We start from the raw sequence: 17,062 nt of genomic DNA, 5'->3' as shown, positions 1-17,062 counted from the left end.
TAAAAATTCCCAATCAATCTTGGGAATTTTCTTCTTGATAAACACAATGTTTAAAAATAAATTGATGTTCCTCAGGTAAGTTTTCAAATAAAGCATTTGCGAGTTGTCTTATCTCCCAAAGGGCTGATTTTGAGCTTCTTAGAGTAATAAAATTTTGCAAACTTCTTGCATTAATCGTTAAAGTTAATTCTGTTTTATAACTTTCTGGTAAGCAGTATTTTGCTATATCTAAACTAATGCTATTTTGCAAAATCAAACGTAGATTTTCTAAAGCTTTGATACTTGCATTATCCACTACTTCATTTCCGGTTAATACTAAGTATCTTTTAGCATTTTCAAAGTCATTTTCTTTAAATTCGCTTTCATTTCTTAGTTCTTTTAAAGTATATCTTGTGCTTTTTACACTAGGACTAGTGTGGCGGTGTCTTGCAACTTCTTGTAAGCATGCTCTTGAAATACCTTGTATATAAAAAGTATAGTTTAAATGCTCTAAGGTTGAAGCATGTTTGAATTTATTTCCCACTCGATCGATTAATTCTTTGTCTTTCTCACCACCACAATCGCCTTTGTCAAAACTTTGCCAACATGTTCTTGTTGCATGAGAGCATACAGAAAGTGGAGTATGATTTAATAATGTGATTTTCATCGAAAATTTCCTTCAAAAATAATTGAATTTTACACAAATGTTTATAAAAATAAAATTTTTTATTCGTTATAATTTCAAAAAAAGAAATTAAGGTTATTTTATGAAATTAAAACAAACTAAGTATATTTTTGTAACCGGTGGTGTTTTAAGCTCATTAGGAAAAGGTATAGCAGCAGCTTCTATAGCTACGATTTTAAAAAATTCAGGTTTAAAAGTAAGTATTTTAAAAGCAGATCCTTATATTAATGTAGATCCTGGCACGATGAGTCCTTTGGAGCATGGGGAAGTTTTTGTAACTGAAGATGGAGCTGAGACAGATTTAGACTTAGGACATTATGAGAGATTTTTAAATGAGAATTTAACTCAGGATAATAACTTTACCACAGGAAGAGTTTATCAAAGTGTTATAGAAAAAGAAAGAAGAGGAGATTACTTAGGAAAAACTATACAAGTAATCCCTCATATAGTTGATGAGATAAAAGATCGTATTAAAAAGGCTGGAGTTGATAAAGATATTTTAATCGTTGAAATAGGTGGTACGGTAGGAGATATAGAAGGCTTACCATTTTTAGAAGCTATTAGAGCTTTAAAACTTGAAGTGGGTAAATACAATGCTATTAATATTCACTTGACTTTAGTGCCATTTATCAAAGCAGCAGGAGAACTTAAAACAAAACCAACTCAACATAGTGTGGGAGAATTACGCCGTATAGGTATAAGCCCTGATATGATCATTTGCAGAAGTGAAAAATCTTTAGATAGAGAGTTAAAAGACAAAATCGCAATTTCATGCGGAGTTGAAAAAAACTGCGTTATAGAAAGTGTGGATGCAGCTAGTATTTATCAAATTCCACTAAATTTTTTAAAACAAGATATTTTAAATTCTATTGCAAGTTTATTAGATCTTCAAAATTTAAAGCCAAATATGAACGAATGGGATTCTTTAGTAAAAAGAGTCATCGCTCCAAGTAATGAACTTAGCATTGCTTTTGTAGGAAAATATGTAGATTTAAAAGAAAGCTATAAAAGCTTAACAGAGGCCATTATCCATGCAGGTGCAGCACTTGATGCAAGAGTAAATTTAAAATGGATTGATAGTGAAAAATTAGAAAATGCAAATGTCGAAGAAAGCTTTAAAGATGTAAATGGGATTTTAGTAGCAGGTGGTTTTGGCTACCGTGGAGTAGAAGGAAAAATCAAAGCCATACAATATGCAAGAGAAAATAAAATTCCATTTTTAGGAATTTGTTTGGGTATGCAGCTTTCTTTAGTGGAATTTGCACGCAATGTTTTAAAACTAGAAGATGCAAATTCTCATGAATTCAATCCAAATTGTAAAAATCCTATCATCTTTTTGATTGATGAATTTATTGACGCAAGTGGAGAAAAGCAAATTAGAACAAGTAAAACTCCACTTGGTGGAACTATGCGTCTTGGAGCTTATGAGTGTCATATCAAGCCAAATACACTTTTAAGTAAGGTTTATGATAATCAAAAAAGCGTAAAAGAACGCCACCGCCACCGCTATGAAGCTAATCCAAAATATAAAGAAATGTTTGAAAAAAATGGGCTTATTATAAGCGGGGAAAATGAAGGTTTAGTTGAGGCTGTAGAGCTTAAAGATCATCCATTTTTCTTAGCAGTGCAGTTTCACCCTGAATTTACTTCACGCTTAGTTAGGGTTAATCCGGCTATTTTTTCTTTTATCAAGGCATCTTTAACAAATCATGCTAAATAAAGCCAAAATAAAAGAAATTTTACACCAGCGTTTTATCAATGATACACATGTAAAGCTTTGTGATTTACCTATGCCATCTTGTTTAAAAGATGTCTATAAGGGTGCTTTGCGTATTAAAGAAGCGATTGAAAAAAATCAAAAGCTTGCTATTGTTGGAGATTATGATGTAGATGGGGTGATTTCTTGTGTGATTTTATCTGAATTTTTTGATGATATCGGATATGACTATGTGGTAAAAATTCCAAATCGTTTTAAAGATGGATATGGTCTAAATGAAGAAATCATCAATGAACTTAATGGGGTAGATTTAATCATCACTGTAGATAATGGTATAGCAGCTTTTGATGCAGCAGAGCTTTGTTTGCAAAAAGGAATTGATTTAATTATTACCGATCATCATATGCCTCCAGCTACTTTACCAAAAGCTTATGCGATCATTAATCCTAAACAACAAGATTGTGAATTTCCTGATATTGAAATTTGTGGTGCTCAAGTGGCTTGGTATTTAGTTGCTGCTATAAAAGAAGTATGTAAGATTAATTATAATATGTGTAAATTTATAGAGCTTTTATCTATCGCAATTATCGCAGATATGATGGAGCTTAGAGATTTAAATAGAGCCTTAGTTAGAAAAGGCATAGAGTGTATTAATGATTCAAAACGAGTTGCATTTAAAGCTATCAAACAGTATTTTGGTAAGGATAAATTTGAACTTGATAATATTAGTTTTTTAATTGCACCTTTGATTAATAGTGCAGGTAGAATGGATGATGCGATTATTTCTTATAAATTTTTGCATTCTAAAAATATTAATGAGGTTATGGGTTATTTAGAACAAATCATTACTTATAATAATAGCCGTAAAGATGAAGAGCGCGAGCTTTTTAAACAATGTTTAGAACAAGTTGATGAAAATGATCCTGTGATTATTGTCAATGGCCAAAATTGGCATGAGGGTGTTTTGGGTATAGTTGCAAGTCGTTTAGCAAAGCATTTTAACAAGCCTGCCTTTGTTTTTTCAGAATGTGAGCAAAAGGCTAAAGCTAGCGTTAGAAGCGTGGGTAGGATAGATATTTTAAATGTTATAGAACAAGCTAAAGAATTTGTTTTAAGCTATGGTGGACATAAAGGTGCAGCTGGAGTTTTAGTCGAGCTTGAAAAATTTGGTATTTTTAAAAATAAGCTTTATGAAATTTGTCAAAATATCCCTAAAGATGATTTTTACAATACTGATGAGGTTTTAGGTAGTATTGATCCAAATGAAGTTGATTTTGAACTTTTAGAGATATTGGAATTTTTTGAACCTTTTGGGCATAAAAACCCAAGACCATATTTTAAATTTGATAAGCTTTTTGTAAAAAACAAAAAAAGACTTGGTAAAGATGAAAATCATATAAAACTTATTTTAACACAAGGAAATAAGACTTTAGAAGCTTTATTTTTTAACTTTGATTATGAGCCAGAAATTGGTGAAAATATTGATTTTATAGCTAGTATTTCTAAAAATAATTTTAGAGGATTAATCACCCCTCAACTTACTATAAAAGAAATTCTTAGATAATTTATTAACTTATTTGCATAATTTTTATTTATAAATTTGCTATAGCATAAGTACTATAAAGGAGTAAAATGTTAAAAAGGATTTTATTATTAGCAATATTTTTTAATTTTACTTTTGCTTTTGATACAAAAATTTTTATAGGTGATATTTATATACCTGAAAATTTTTATAAATATGATAAAGATTTTAAAATCGCGGCTAGAAAGTATAATATACCCATGGCATTACTTAAAGCCATAGCTTTGACAGAGAATGCAGCTTATGAACATAATATCATTGGTAGAAATAAAAATCAAACAAGAGATTATGGTTTAATGCAAATTAATAGTATTCATTTAAAGCGTTATGGTGTTAGCGAAAAAGAGATTGTAAAAGTTAGTGCAAATATAGACATAGCAGCAAGATTACTTTATGAAATTATACAACGATACGGGTTTAATTGGAATGCTATTGGAAGATATCATTCAGCAAATGATAAATATAAAAATATTTGGCTTGATAAAGTAATGAAAAATTTAGTTGCTATAGTTTTAAAAGATAGTAAAGATCTTTTTGTAATGGAAAAATTTAGAGCTTTTAAATTAGTTTCGCTTTTGATAAATGTTGATAAAGAACAATATAGAATTTTATTAGCAAGCAATAATTAAAACAAGAATTATAAATTTTCTTGTTTTAAAGCCTCTGCTTGATAATAAGCGATTAATGGCTCGATGATTTCATCAAAAAGTCCACCTTCTAAAATCGCATCAAGTCTATATAAAGTAAGATTTATTCTATGATCACTAATTCTATTTTGAGGGAAATTATAAGTGCGTATACGTTCGCTTCTATCACCACTTCCAACTTGTGATTTTCTTGCCTCGCTTTCTTTAGCTAAGCGTTCTTGTTCTTGCATTTCAAAAAGTCTTGCCTTTAAGACTTTCATAGCACTTTCTTTGTTTTTATGTTGGCTTTTGCCATCTTGATTTACTACAACTATACCTGTTGGAATGTGAGTGATTCTTACAGCACTATCTGTGGTATTTACGCTTTGACCACCATGACCGCTACTACGCATTACATCGATTTTTAAATCATTTGGATTGATTTGAATTTCAACATCATCAACTTCAGGCATAATAGCCACTGTAATAGCTGAAGTATGAACTCTACCTTGAGATTCTGTTTCAGGTACTCTTTGAACTCTATGTGTGCCACCTTCGTATTTTAGCCTTGAATAAGCTCCATTTCCTTTGATAAGAATGATGATTTCTTTAAATCCACCTACGCTACCTTCACTTGAACTTACAATTTCATATTTGTAATCACGATTTTCAGCATAGCGTATATAAGCTTTTACTAAATCCCCAACAAATAAAGAAGCTTCATCACCACCTGTGCCTGCACGAATTTCTAAAAAGATATTCTTATCATCGTTTGGATCTTTAGGTAATAAGAGAATTTTTAATTTTTCTTCAAGTTGTGGCTTTAAAACTTCGAGATTTTTAAGTTCTTCTTTTGCAAGTTCACCTAGTTCAGGATCAGATAAAAGAAGTTTATTTTCTTCTATATCGTCTAAGGTTTTTAGATATTCTTTTGCTTTTTCTACTATGGGTTCTAAATTTTTTTGCTCTTTAGATAGAGCTGTCATTTTAGAAATATCATTAGAGATATTAACATCACTAAGAAGAGTATTTAACTCATCAAAGCGTGCTAAAAAAGGTTTGAGTTTATCAGCTAACATTAATTATGCTAATTTGTTTACCAATAATGCTAATCTGCTAACACGGCGTGATGCAGTTTGTTTTTTCAAAAATCCGCGACTTACCATAGCGTGAATGCTTTTATTAGCTACTTTTAATGCATTTTGTGCAGCTTCTTTATCGTTATTTGCCGCTGCTTCACGAACCGCTTTTGTAATGTTTTTTAATCTTGTTCTATAAAATCTATTTCTTTCAGTTCTTTTGATAGTTTGTCTTGCTCTTTTTTCAGCAGATTTATGGTTTGCCATAATTTTCCTTTTTTATATAAATTAAATTGCTAATTATACAAAATTAAAATTAAATTTTAATTAATTTAAGTATTTTTAAAGTATTAATTTTAATACCTAATATCATTTATTTTTAAAAAATCGCGCAGTTTTTCATACTCGCCATTTTCCAAATAACGATATTTGCCAGCTTTTAACATACCAAGATCTAATGCTCCAAATGCCACTCTTTTAAGATCCATCACTTCTAAATCAAAATGTCCAAAAAAGCGTCTTAACTCTCTATTTTTACCTTCATTAATGATTACTTTTAGCTTCGTATAGCCTCCGCTTGAGCCAAAAATTTCAAAGCCTAAAAATGGAGCAAAATTCATTGAAGTTATTTTAGTTTTAGCGTGAGCCCCTTTTTTTTCATTTTGAATTTCTAAGCCATTTTGCATAGCTTCGATGACATTTTTATCTATATTACCTTTTACTTTTAAGTAATATTCTCTTTCTAAATCACTATGCATAAGCGCATCTGCTATTACAGGTGAATCAGTTAGTAAAAGTAATCCCTCGCTTGCAAAGTCAAGCCTTCCTACGCTAAGCCAAGTGCTAAACTGTTTTGGTAAAGTATGATAGATGGTTTTTCTACCTCTATCATCTTTTTTGCTAACTATTTCGCCTTTTTGCTTGTGATAAATGATGACTGAAAATTGTGTTTTTTTATGGAGTTTTTTACCATTGATAAAAACTTTATCTTCAGTATTTACACTATCATTTAGCAAGGCTGTTTTTTTATTGATTTTTACTAAGCCTTGCTTGATTAGCTCATCAGCCTCACGGCGAGAATATTTGCTATTGTGTGAGATGAATTTATTAATTCTCATAATTTTACTTTACATCACAAAAATAGTTGGTACTATGGTTGGATATTTTTTGATTTTTCTAAAAATATGCTTTCTTAGTACTTGTCTAATTTGAGCTTCTAAAACTTTTGGATTATCTAAAATTTCATCTTTTACATTTGGGAAAAATTGACTTAAAACATCACTCATTTCTTTTGAGAATGCTCCATCTTGTTTATCAGCTACCAAGCCATAACTAAATACTCTTGGTTTATTAATTAGTGTTTTACTTGCTTTATCAAGCTGGGCGATGATGACAACTATACCGCTATCTGCTAGTTTTTGTCTATCAATTACCACATCATCTGCGATTTGTTTGTTGATTTGATTATCCACAAAGACTTTTCCTGTTTTAACTGTTTTTACACGTTTGATGTATTTTTGACAAAGCTCTACTTGATCCCCATCACTCATTAAGTAGATGTTTCTTTCAGGTATACCACATTTTAGAGCAGTTTCTTTGTGTTTATTGATATGATTATACTCTCCATGCACTGGTAAGAAAAATTTAGGTTTTACTAAAGTTAGCATGAGTTTTTGTTCTTCTATACTAGCATGTCCGCTTACATGAATTTCACTAAATTCTTGATAAGCTACTTTAGCTCCTGCTTTTAAAAGAAAATCAAGTACAGCAGAAACATTTGCTTCATTACCTGGTATTGCTTTAGCTGAAATGATAACTTGATCGCTAGGTTTGATTTTGATAAATTTATGCTCATCAGTTGCCATTCTATATAAAGCACTCATGGTCTCGCCTTGACTTCCTGTAGTGACAATTAGTACTTCGTTGTCTTTGTATTTGCTTACTTCATCAGCGTCAATGAAAATTTTCCTATCAAGTTTGATATAGCCAAGTTCCATAGTAGTATAGAGATTTCTTTCCATAGAACGCCCTATAACACACACTTTTCTGCCGTATTTTAAACCATAACTAATAGCTTGATATACGCGGTGGATATTAGAGCTAAAGGTGCTCATGATTACCCTGCCTTTAGTTTTGGCAAAAATTTGATCAAAAGTAGGTCCTACGGAGCTTTCACTTTTTGTATAACCTTCTTTATATGAGTTTGTACTATCACTTAAAAGACAAAGTACGCCTTCTTCGCCATATTGAGCTAAACGACTTAAATCTGTTGGATAGCCATCAATTGGTGTTTGATCTATTTTAAAATCGCCAGTGTGTATGATGGTTCCTGCTTTAGTTTTAATAGCCAAAGCACAAGCATCGATGATAGAGTGGGTTATGTGAATCCATTCTAAATTAAATTCACCTATTTCATAAATTTGTCTTTTTGTTATAGGTCTAAACCATTTACGCTCAGCCTTTAAACCATGCTCTTCAAATTTATTTGAAATCATACCTAGTGCTAAAGGTGTTGCGTAGATAGGAAATTGAAATTCTTTGAAAAAATATGGCACAGCACCGATGTGATCTTCATGAGCATGAGTGATGATGATAGCGCGAATTTTGTTTTTAATCTTTCTTACATAGTCAAAATCAGGTATGATAATATCTACTCCATGCATGGTTCCATCTGGAAAACTCATACCTATATCAACGATAATTGCATCGTTGTTGGTTTCAAAAACAGTGATATTTCCACCGATTTCCCCAAGCCCACCCAAAGGTGTAATACGAATTTTATGTTCGCTTGAGTTGTTGTGTTTTAAAGGGTGAAGTCTTAGCTCGTGCATGATTTTATTAGCTTCTATACTTTTGGCAAGTTCTATTTGCCATTCTTCATTACCACTTAATTTAGATGGTAAATTTCTATTCTTTTTCTTTTTCTTTTTTTCTTCGCTAGCTTCAGTTTGAGCATTTTCTACTTTTGTTTCATTTTTAATTTCGCTATTTTGCTCTTGATTTTGTGAATCTTTTTTTCTTTTGTTTCTAAATTTATTAAATCTTTTAGTTTTGTTTTGTTCTTGAGTTTTGTTTTCTTCGCTCATAGTCATCCTTTAAATAGTCATAAATTTTAAGGTATGAATCAACGCTAATTTCATGAGCTCTTGAGGTAGAAGAGATGTCTAGTGCTTCAAATGCTTTTAGAATTTTTTCTTTTTTATTTTTAAAATTAGATAAGAGTTGTTTTCTAGGATTTTGAAAACAAGCTCTAAGAAATTCTTTAAAAGCTTCTATATTTTCACATTTTTGCTGATAATGAGTAGTTTTTATTAACTTCATTACAGCTGAAGTAACTTTTGGTGGAGGATTAAAGCTTTGTGGTTGTATATCAAAAAGCATTTGTCTTTGGCATATTAATGCACAAAGCACCCCTAAGGCCGAAAAATTACTTTCTTTTTCATTTGCACAAAATTTCTGTGCCACTTCTTTTTGCACCATTACTATAAGCCCAAGGCAATTTTGATCTTCTAGGGCTTTTAAAATCAAATTTGTAGCAATATAATATGGTAAATTTGCTACTAAAAAGTACTCTTTATCACTTAAACTTCCTTGATCAAAAGCATCACTTGCATTTTGATGAATAAGCTCAAAATTTCCACCTTCAATCTCATTTTGAAATTTTTTATTTAAAATAGGAATCAAATCTTTATCAATCTCATAAGCTCTAATATGAGCTTGTGGAATTTTCAAAAGTTCTTGCGTTAAATCACCTAAGCCAGGCCCAATCTCAACTATATTTTTAGTATCTTTGGGTATGGCTTGGATGATTTTATCTACCACGCTTTTATCACATAAAAAATTTTGCCCAAAATGTTTTTTTGCTTTTATCATAAATTTATTTTATCTAAAAAATATTAATTATAGCATTATTTTAAGCGCTAATTAGATAAAATTTGAATTATTTTTTATAAAGGTTAATTTTTGAAAAATCTTATAGTGTGTGCAGGAGGAAATGAGGATTTTAAATTTGCACAAAGTATAGGTGTAGGCTTAGTTAATTCTGCTTTTTCTCTAGGTAAAATTTTAAGTCAAGTAAAAGTAGATAGAGTGATTTTTATAGGTACATGTGGAATTTACCAAGAAGGAAAAATTTTAGACATTTATGAAAGTTCTAATGCTGTAAATTTAGAATACGCAGATTTATTTGATAGTTTTTATACACCTATAGCAAATGAGATTAGATTAAATGTTTCACATGAAACTATGATTAATTCTTCAAATTATATTTGCAAAGATGAAAATATTGCTCAAGAATTTTTTAAAAAAGGCGTACATATAGAAAATATGGAGGCATACGCTGTGCTTTCTTGTGCAAAAATGCAAGGAATAGAAGGAATTTGTTATTTATGTGCTACAAATTTTTGTAATGAATTTGCACATGAAGATTTTTTAAAAAATCATCAAGAAGCAAAAGAATTATTAAAAGATTTTTTGTTAGATAAGAAACTTATATAGGAAAAAAATTGAGTGAATTAAAAAATATATTAGATTTTACTAAAGAAGAATTAGAAAATTTAGTCCAGCCAAAATTTAGAGCAAAGCAAATTTTTGAATGGGTATATAAAAAATATGCAGATGATTTTTTACAAATGTCATCTTTACCAAAAGACTTTAGGGTGTTTTTGCAAGAAAATTTTCATTTTTCACCTTTAAAATGTGTTAAAGAAGAAAAAAGCAAGGATGGGAGTATTAAATATCTTTTTGAGCTTTTAGATGGTAAAAAAATAGAAGCTGTTTTGCTACCTATGAAAGAAGAGCTTGTAGATGAAAATGGAAAAATCATCAAACATGCAAGATATACTATTTGTGTTTCCTCTCAAGTGGGGTGTAAAAGTGGGTGCAGTTTTTGTCTGACTGCTAAAGGCGGTTTGAAAAGAAATTTGACTGCAGGAGAAATAGTAGGACAAATTTTATGGATTAAAAAACATAATAACATACCTTATGAAAGAAGGGTTAATATAGTCTATATGGGTATGGGAGAGCCTTTGGATAATCTTAAAAATGTTTCTAAGGCAGTTAAAATTTTAGCTGATAATGATGCTTTAGCGATAAGCCCTAGAAGACAAACTATAAGCACAAGTGGTTTAGCAAAGCAAATTAAAGAGCTTGGAGAAATGAATTTAGGTGTGCTTTTGGCTATTTCACTCCATGCTGTAAATGATGAACTTAGAAGTGAATTAATGCCCATTAATAAAGCTTATAATATAGCAAGCATTATGGAAGCGGTGAGAAATTTTCCTATAGATCAGCGTAAAAGAGTAATGTTTGAATACCTTTTAATTGATGGGATAAATGATAAAATAGAACATGCAAAAGAACTAGTCAAGCTCTTAAATGGTATAAAAGCCAAAGTAAATTTAATACTTTTTAATCCACACGAAGGAAGTTTATATAAAAGACCAAGTGTTGAAAATGCGGTTAAAATTCAAGATTATTTAAGCGCAAAAGGTGTTACTTGTACGATAAGGGAAAGTAAAGGACTTGATATTTCAGCTGCATGCGGACAGCTTAAAGAAAGGCAGAGTAAACAATGACTTTTTTAGATATAGTCCAACTTATTTTTATAAGCATAGTAGTGATCATAGGACTTGGTGGGATTATTTATGTATTAAAAAATGAAGGGAAAAATAATGATAGATAAAAAACAATTGTTAGAAAATCAATTATTTCAAAATAGATATATAAAGCCAAATATTTCTTGGTATTTTTCTCATTTAAATGGTAAAAGAGGAATTGCTAGAATTTTTAAAGTTCCTTATGCTGCTTTGATGAAAAAATTTTATTTGAAAAAATACTTCGAAAAGAGGGTTTTAGAAGGTAAGGTGGATATTCCTTATTTAGAATTAGTTTTAACTACAAGATGTACTTTGCGTTGTGAATCATGTAATAATTTGATGTAGTATTTTTCACCATCAAATCAATATACCTGTACTTTAGAGGGCATTATGGAATCATTAGATCTACTTTTATCTAAAGTAGATTCTATTGCAAGAGTTAGAATTATAGGCGGAGAACCCCTGTTGTTTAAAGATTTACCACAATTGATTGATTATTTAGATGCTCAAAAGAAAATACTAACTTTTTCTTTAGTTACTAATGCAACTATTGATTTTAAAGATGAATTGATGAAAAAGTTAAAAAAATCTAATAAGGTTAGAAAAATTACAATTTCAGACTACAAAAGATCGCCAAATTTAAAAATTCCACTAAAACAAGAAAGCATTCTAAGAAAATTAAAAGAAAATAAAATTCCATTTTCTATGAACTCTAGTGGCGAAAATTCTACTTGGAGTGATCCTGAAAAAATTTATAAACGCGGTAGAAGTAAAGAAGATATAATCAAAAATTATCGTAATTGTCAAATGCCATGTGTAAGTTTGATGACATCTGAGGGCTTAGAAAATAAACAATTAGCACCTAAAGGAGCTATTTTTGTTTGTCCTATATCAAGTTCCTTGTCACGCTTAAAAGGACTTGAAGAATTTAATGGTGATTTTTTAAATTTAGAGGATTCTAAAGAAAGATTTTTTGAATTTTATTCTCAAGATTTTTATAAATCTTGTGATTATTGTAGAGATTATGGTGAGCCAGCTAAGCAAATTGCAGTTGCAGTCCAAACTGATAAAGTTTTAAAGTTAGAAAAAGATTAAGGTAGATTTTTCAAAAATTCATCCTTTATGTTTTTTTGAGATTGTATCAAAAATTTTTGATTTTTATATGTAAATTCTAAGCTAAAAGAGTGTAAAAGCAGTCTTTTAGCGCCTGTAATTTGAGCTCTTTTTATATCACTCATTTTTCCATCTAATATTTGCCCTATTTGTGTTTTTTCTAAACCATATAAAGGTTCACCTAAAATTTTATGTTTCACATGAAACAAATGTAATCTTATTTGATGTTGTCTGCCTGTTAGAGGTTTAGCTAAAACTAAACTAGCATCTAAATTTTCAAAATATTCTAAAGTATAAAATTGTGTTAAAGCTTCTTTGCCATTTTCACAAATATGCATCCTAGTTTTTACTGTATCATAGTCTTTAGCTAAATCCATGCTTTTATCTACTATAAATTCTTTTTTAGTTTTTCCTTTTACTAGAGCGAGATAGCTTTTTTGCACTAATCTTTTTTCAAACATAGTTTTTAACTCAATTTGTGTATTTTTATGTTTTGCTATGAGTAAAAGTCCGCTTGTTTCTTTATCTAGTCTATGAGCTACGCAAGCTTTTTCACCCCATAAATGCCAAATTTCATCACAAAGACTATAAGTACAATTGCGCCCATTAGGATGAGTTAGTACTCCACTTGGTTTTTCTACGATGGCAAAATCTTCATTTTCAAAAACTATTTCTAATCCTTTGGGGTTGTTTTCATATATGATTAATTCTACTAAACCATTTAAAAATTTATTTTTTTCTTCTACCAAATTTCCATCACAAAATAATCTTTTTTTATCAATGAGTTTTTGTGCTTCACGCATAGAAATTTTCAACTCATCCATAAGTAGTCTAAATGCCTTTTTTCCATTATTTGCTAGTTTCTTTTTTATATATGCCATTTAATAACTTTCTTAGGTAATTTATAATAAAATTCAAACTATTTTTTCATAAAAAATTATATAAAAAAAGGTCTTGAAAATGGTTGAAAGATATAGTAGAGAAATCATGGCTAAAAAATGGGACATGCAAGCAAAATATGATGCATGGCTAAAAGTAGAATTAGCTGCTGTGAAAGCATGGAATAAACTTGGTCTTATTAAAGACGATGATTGTGAAAAAATTATAAAAAATGCAAAATTTGATATAGCAAGAATAGATGAAATAGAAAAAACTACCAAACATGATGTTATCGCTTTTTTAACTAGTGTAAGTGAAAGCTTAGGTGAGGAAAGTCGTTTTGTACATTATGCAATGACAAGTTCAGATTGTATTGATACTGCAGTTGCTTTGCAGATCAAAGATAGTTTGGAACTAATCTTGCAAGATTTAGATCAAGTTTTAGCAGCGATTAAAACAAGAGCATATGAGCATAAAAATACCTTAATGGTGGGAAGAAGTCATGGAATTCATGGAGAGCCTATAACTTTTGGTTTAGTTTTGGCTATTTGGTATGATTCGCTAGTTCATGCAAAAGATTTAATTATTCATGCAAAAGAAGTGATTAGCTATGGAAAAATCAGTGGTGCTATGGGAAATTTTGCTCATGCTCCACTTGAATTTGAAGAAGAAGTTTGTAAAAATTTAGATCTTAAACCAGCACCAGTTTCAAACCAAGTTATACAAAGAGATCGTTACGCACAAGTTATCTCGGCTTTAGCTATTTTAGCTTCAAGTTGTGAGCAAATTGCTGTTGCTATCCGCCATTTTCAAAGAACAGAAGTATATGAAGCTGAAGAATATTTTTCTCAAGGACAAAAAGGAAGTTCAGCTATGCCTCATAAAAGAAATCCTGTTTTGAGTGAAAATATTACCGGTCTTTGCAGGATGATAAGAGCTTATGTAACACCTGCTTTAGAAAATGTAGCATTGTGGCATGAAAGAGATATATCACATTCTAGTGTAGAAAGATTTGTATTACCTGATGCTTTTATCACGACTGATTTTATGCTTTCAAGATTATGCGGTGTGGTAGAAAAGCTTTTGGTATATCCAGAAAATATGATGAAAAATTTAAATTTAACTGGAGGGCTTGTATTTTCTCAAAGAGTATTGCTTGAACTTCCATTTAAAGGTATAAGCAGAGAAGAAGCTTACAAGATTGTTCAAAGAAATGCTATGAAAGTTTGGGCTGATTTACAAAATGGTAAGCCTGCTTTAAATGAAAAAGGTGAGAGTTTGTTTTTATTAGCTTTATTAGCTGATGAGGATTTGAAAAATTCTTTAAGTGAAGCAGATATTAGAAATTGCTTTGATTATAACTACTATACTAAAAATGTAGATAAAATTTTTGAAAGAACTTTTAAATAATAAACTAGGGGTTGTGAGTGAAAGTATTAAAAAGAAATGGAAGAACTGAAGAGTTAGATGTTTCTAAGATTAAAAAATATACTACCGACGCGGTGGCAAATTTAGAAAATGTAAGTCAAAGTGAGCTTGAAGTAGATGCAAAAATTCAATTTCGTGATGGTATAACAACAGAAGAAATCCAACAAACTCTTATAAAAACAGCAGTAGATAAAATAGATATTGATAGGCCTAATTGGACCTTTGTTGCTGCAAGATTGTTTTTGTATGATTTATATAAAAAAGTAAGTGGTTATAATGGGTATAAGCATTTAAGAGAATACCTTGAAAAAGGCGAAAAAGAAGGTAGGATTTTAATCGGCTTAAAAGAAAAATATGATTTAGATGATCTTAATGCTTATATCAAGCCAGAGCGTGATTTGCAATTTACTTATCTTGGTATAAAAACTTTATATGATAGGTATTTGATTAAAGATTCTAAAGGTATGCCTATAGAATTACCACAACAAATGTTTATGGCTATTGCGATGTTTTTAGCACAAAATGAATTAGATTCTCAAACTTGGGCTAAAAAATTTTATGATTTGATCTCAACTTTTGAAGTAATGCTTGCAACTCCAACCCTTTCAAATGCAAGAACTACAAGACACCAATTAAGCTCATGTTATATAGGAAGCACACCTGATAATATAGAAGGGATTTTTGATTCCTATCAAGAAATGGCACTCTTATCTAAATTTGGCGGTGGTATAGGTTGGGATTGGTCCAAGGTGCGTGCTATGGGTGGAAGTATAGATGGGCATAAAAACGCAGCAGGCGGGATCATACCATTTTTAAAAATCACTAATGATATAGCCGTTGCTGTTGATCAACTTGGTACTAGAAAAGGGGCGATTGCTGTATATATCGAACCTTGGCATATGGATATTAATGACTTTTTAGATTTGCGTAAAAATTCTGGCGAAGAAAGAAGAAGAGCGCATGAACTTTTCCCTGCTTTGTGGATTAATGATTTATTTATGAAAAGAGTAAGGACAAATGGTAAATGGACGCTTTTTGATCCTGCTGATACTGCAAGTTTATGTGATTTATATGGTGAAGAATTTGAGAAAAAATACGAAGAATTTGAAAAAGATGAAAGCATAGCTAAAGAAATTATAGATGCAAAAGAGCTTTGGAAAAAAATACTTTTATCTTATTTTGAAACAGGTATGCCATTTTTATGTTTTAAAGATAGTGCAAACAAAACAAATCCAAATTCCCACGCAGGAATTATAAGAAGTTCAAATTTATGTACAGAAATTTTTCAAAATACAGATCCAAATTATTATCAAATCAAAATTGTATTTGATGATAAAACAGAGCTTCATTTAGATGAGGATGAAGAGCTTGCAATAGATGGAGGGTATAAAAAGCTTGCTAAGAAAGTTTCTACTTTAGATAGTATTAATGGTAAAAAAGTTTATATAGTAGAAAAATATAAAAACGAAGGAAAAACCGCAGTTTGTAATCTTGCAAGTATAAACTTAAGTAAAATCAACACCAAAGAAGACATCCAAAGAGTAGTGCCAACAGCGATAAGAATGCTTGATAATGTGATTGATTTGAATTTTTATCCCCATGTAAAGGTTAAAAATACCAACTTAAAATCACGCGCTATAGGACTTGGTGTAATGGGTGAAGCGCAAATGCTGGCTGAGGCTCAAATTTATTGGGGTTCTAATGAGCATTTTGAAAAAATTGATCGTATTATGGAGATGATTAGCTATGAGGCGATTTTAGCTAGCTCAAATTTAGCCTTAGAAAAAGGAAGTTATCCTGACTTTGAAGGATCAAATTGGAGTAAAGGTATAGTGCCAATTGATGTAGCAAATGAAAATGCTAAAAAACTTACCGCAAGTGAAGGTTTGTTTGATCAAAGCGAGTGTGATTGGGAAAAATTAAGAGAAAAACTAAAAAGAGATGGTATAAGAAATGGTTATTTAATGGCTATAGCACCAACTTCTTCTATCTCGATTTTAGTGGGTACTACTCAAACAATTGAGCCTGTATATAAAAGAAAATGGTTTGAGCAAAACTTAAGTGGTATGATACCAACTGTGGTGCCAAATTTAAGCGCTAATACTTGGCAGTATTACACTCCTGCTTATGAGCTTGATCAAAAAATCTTAGTAAAAGCAGCAGCGATTCGTGGTAAATGGATTGATCAAGGTCAATCATTAAATATCTTTGTTTCTTTAGATAAAGCAAGCGGTGGATATTTAAATGAAATTTATCAACTTGCTTGGGAATTAGGTGTTAAATCAACTTACTATCTAAGAAGCGAAAGTCCTGATAGTCAAAAAGTAAATGATGATGTGGTTGATAGAACTATAGAATGTGAAGGTTGTCAATAAAA

17 protein-coding genes are annotated in these 17,062 nt (G+C 30.5%); 10 read left to right on the top strand and 7 right to left on the bottom strand.

Annotated elements, in window-relative coordinates:
* Positions 1–13: 13 nt before the first annotated feature.
* Positions 14–646, bottom strand: a complete 633-nt coding sequence (gene thyX / locus L8W69_RS03995) for an FAD-dependent thymidylate synthase (protein ID WP_039617054.1) — start codon at positions 644–646, stop codon at positions 14–16.
* A 100-nt stretch (positions 647–746) separates the two neighbouring features.
* On the opposite strand from thyX, the gene L8W69_RS03990 reads away from it, so the two are divergent.
* The 3 genes from L8W69_RS03990 (at position 747) to L8W69_RS03980 (ending at position 4,592) form a co-directional block, all read left to right on the top strand.
* Positions 747–2,384 (top strand): CTP synthase, encoded by a 1,638-nt coding sequence (locus L8W69_RS03990; RefSeq protein WP_263661397.1) that lies wholly within the window; start codon positions 747–749, stop codon positions 2,382–2,384.
* Complete coding sequence (gene recJ, locus L8W69_RS03985) at positions 2,374–3,945, top strand: single-stranded-DNA-specific exonuclease RecJ (protein WP_263659219.1); 1,572 nt, start codon at positions 2,374–2,376, stop codon at positions 3,943–3,945. Before L8W69_RS03990 ends, recJ begins: the two co-directional genes overlap by 11 nt.
* Before the next feature lie 68 nt (positions 3,946–4,013).
* Positions 4,014–4,592: a lytic transglycosylase domain-containing protein gene (locus L8W69_RS03980; protein ID WP_133319092.1), complete on the top strand. Its 579-nt coding sequence runs from the start codon at positions 4,014–4,016 to the stop codon at positions 4,590–4,592.
* 8 nt (positions 4,593–4,600) lie between these two features.
* Here L8W69_RS03980 and prfA read toward each other — a convergent pair whose 3' ends face one another.
* The 5 genes from prfA to rsmA all read right to left on the bottom strand — a co-directional run bounded on the left by prfA (position 4,601) and on the right by rsmA (position 9,541).
* On the bottom strand, positions 4,601–5,668 hold the full coding sequence (gene prfA, locus L8W69_RS03975) for a peptide chain release factor 1 (protein ID WP_263666489.1): 1,068 nt from the start codon (positions 5,666–5,668) through the stop codon (positions 4,601–4,603).
* A 3-nt stretch (positions 5,669–5,671) separates the two neighbouring features.
* Positions 5,672–5,935, bottom strand: a complete 264-nt coding sequence (gene rpsT, locus L8W69_RS03970) for a 30S ribosomal protein S20 (protein WP_039617063.1) — start codon at positions 5,933–5,935, stop codon at positions 5,672–5,674.
* A gap of 89 nt (positions 5,936–6,024) precedes the next feature.
* Complete coding sequence (locus L8W69_RS03965; protein ID WP_263666488.1) at positions 6,025–6,786, bottom strand: pseudouridine synthase; 762 nt, start codon at positions 6,784–6,786, stop codon at positions 6,025–6,027.
* A gap of 9 nt (positions 6,787–6,795) precedes the next feature.
* Positions 6,796–8,754: a ribonuclease J gene (locus tag L8W69_RS03960; protein WP_263728425.1), complete on the bottom strand. Its 1,959-nt coding sequence runs from the start codon at positions 8,752–8,754 to the stop codon at positions 6,796–6,798.
* A complete protein-coding gene (gene rsmA, locus L8W69_RS03955; protein WP_263666487.1) occupies positions 8,714–9,541 on the bottom strand; it encodes a 16S rRNA (adenine(1518)-N(6)/adenine(1519)-N(6))-dimethyltransferase RsmA in 828 nt (275 codons plus the stop codon). The genes L8W69_RS03960 and rsmA overlap by 41 nt, the downstream gene beginning before the upstream one ends.
* Positions 9,542–9,631: 90 nt before the next feature.
* On the opposite strand from rsmA, the gene L8W69_RS03950 reads away from it, so the two are divergent.
* The 5 genes from L8W69_RS03950 to L8W69_RS03930 are packed head-to-tail and all read left to right on the top strand — an operon-like array spanning position 9,632 to position 12,360.
* A complete protein-coding gene (locus L8W69_RS03950) occupies positions 9,632–10,165 on the top strand; it encodes a purine-nucleoside phosphorylase (protein ID WP_263659215.1) in 534 nt (177 codons plus the stop codon).
* Between the two features lie 8 nt (positions 10,166–10,173).
* On the top strand, positions 10,174–11,244 hold the full coding sequence (rlmN, locus tag L8W69_RS03945) for a 23S rRNA (adenine(2503)-C(2))-methyltransferase RlmN (protein WP_263666486.1): 1,071 nt from the start codon (positions 10,174–10,176) through the stop codon (positions 11,242–11,244).
* Entirely contained in the window at positions 11,241–11,351 is a 111-nt protein-coding gene (locus L8W69_RS03940; RefSeq protein ID WP_263659213.1) for a hypothetical protein, read from the top strand. The genes rlmN and L8W69_RS03940 overlap by 4 nt, the downstream gene beginning before the upstream one ends.
* Positions 11,341–11,610, top strand: coding sequence for a hypothetical protein (locus L8W69_RS03935; protein ID WP_263659212.1), 270 nt, complete (start codon positions 11,341–11,343; stop codon positions 11,608–11,610). Before L8W69_RS03940 ends, L8W69_RS03935 begins: the two co-directional genes overlap by 11 nt.
* Positions 11,611–11,655: 45 nt before the next feature.
* Positions 11,656–12,360: a hypothetical protein gene (locus tag L8W69_RS03930; protein WP_263666485.1), complete on the top strand. Its 705-nt coding sequence runs from the start codon at positions 11,656–11,658 to the stop codon at positions 12,358–12,360.
* Here the strand turns inward: L8W69_RS03930 and L8W69_RS03925 are convergent.
* Positions 12,357–13,259: an RluA family pseudouridine synthase gene (locus tag L8W69_RS03925; protein WP_263666484.1), complete on the bottom strand. Its 903-nt coding sequence runs from the start codon at positions 13,257–13,259 to the stop codon at positions 12,357–12,359. The two genes, L8W69_RS03930 and L8W69_RS03925, sit on opposite strands and share 4 nt — an antisense overlap.
* A 79-nt stretch (positions 13,260–13,338) precedes the next feature.
* Here L8W69_RS03925 and purB point away from each other — a divergent pair, with 79 nt between their 5' ends.
* Positions 13,339–14,667: an adenylosuccinate lyase gene (purB, locus tag L8W69_RS03920; protein WP_263659208.1), complete on the top strand. Its 1,329-nt coding sequence runs from the start codon at positions 13,339–13,341 to the stop codon at positions 14,665–14,667.
* A 17-nt stretch (positions 14,668–14,684) separates the two neighbouring features.
* Positions 14,685–17,060 carry a ribonucleoside-diphosphate reductase subunit alpha gene (locus L8W69_RS03915; RefSeq protein WP_263666483.1) on the top strand — a complete coding sequence of 792 codons (2,376 nt, stop codon included), beginning with the start codon at positions 14,685–14,687 and terminating at the stop codon, positions 17,058–17,060.
* Positions 17,061–17,062 lie beyond the last annotated feature (2 nt).

This window comes from Campylobacter sp. CNRCH_2016_3089, from assembly GCF_025772505.1.
In the GTDB taxonomy this organism is placed as follows: domain Bacteria; phylum Campylobacterota; class Campylobacteria; order Campylobacterales; family Campylobacteraceae; genus Campylobacter_D; species Campylobacter_D lari_D.
This window is presented reverse-complemented; position numbering and strand designations above follow the sequence as displayed.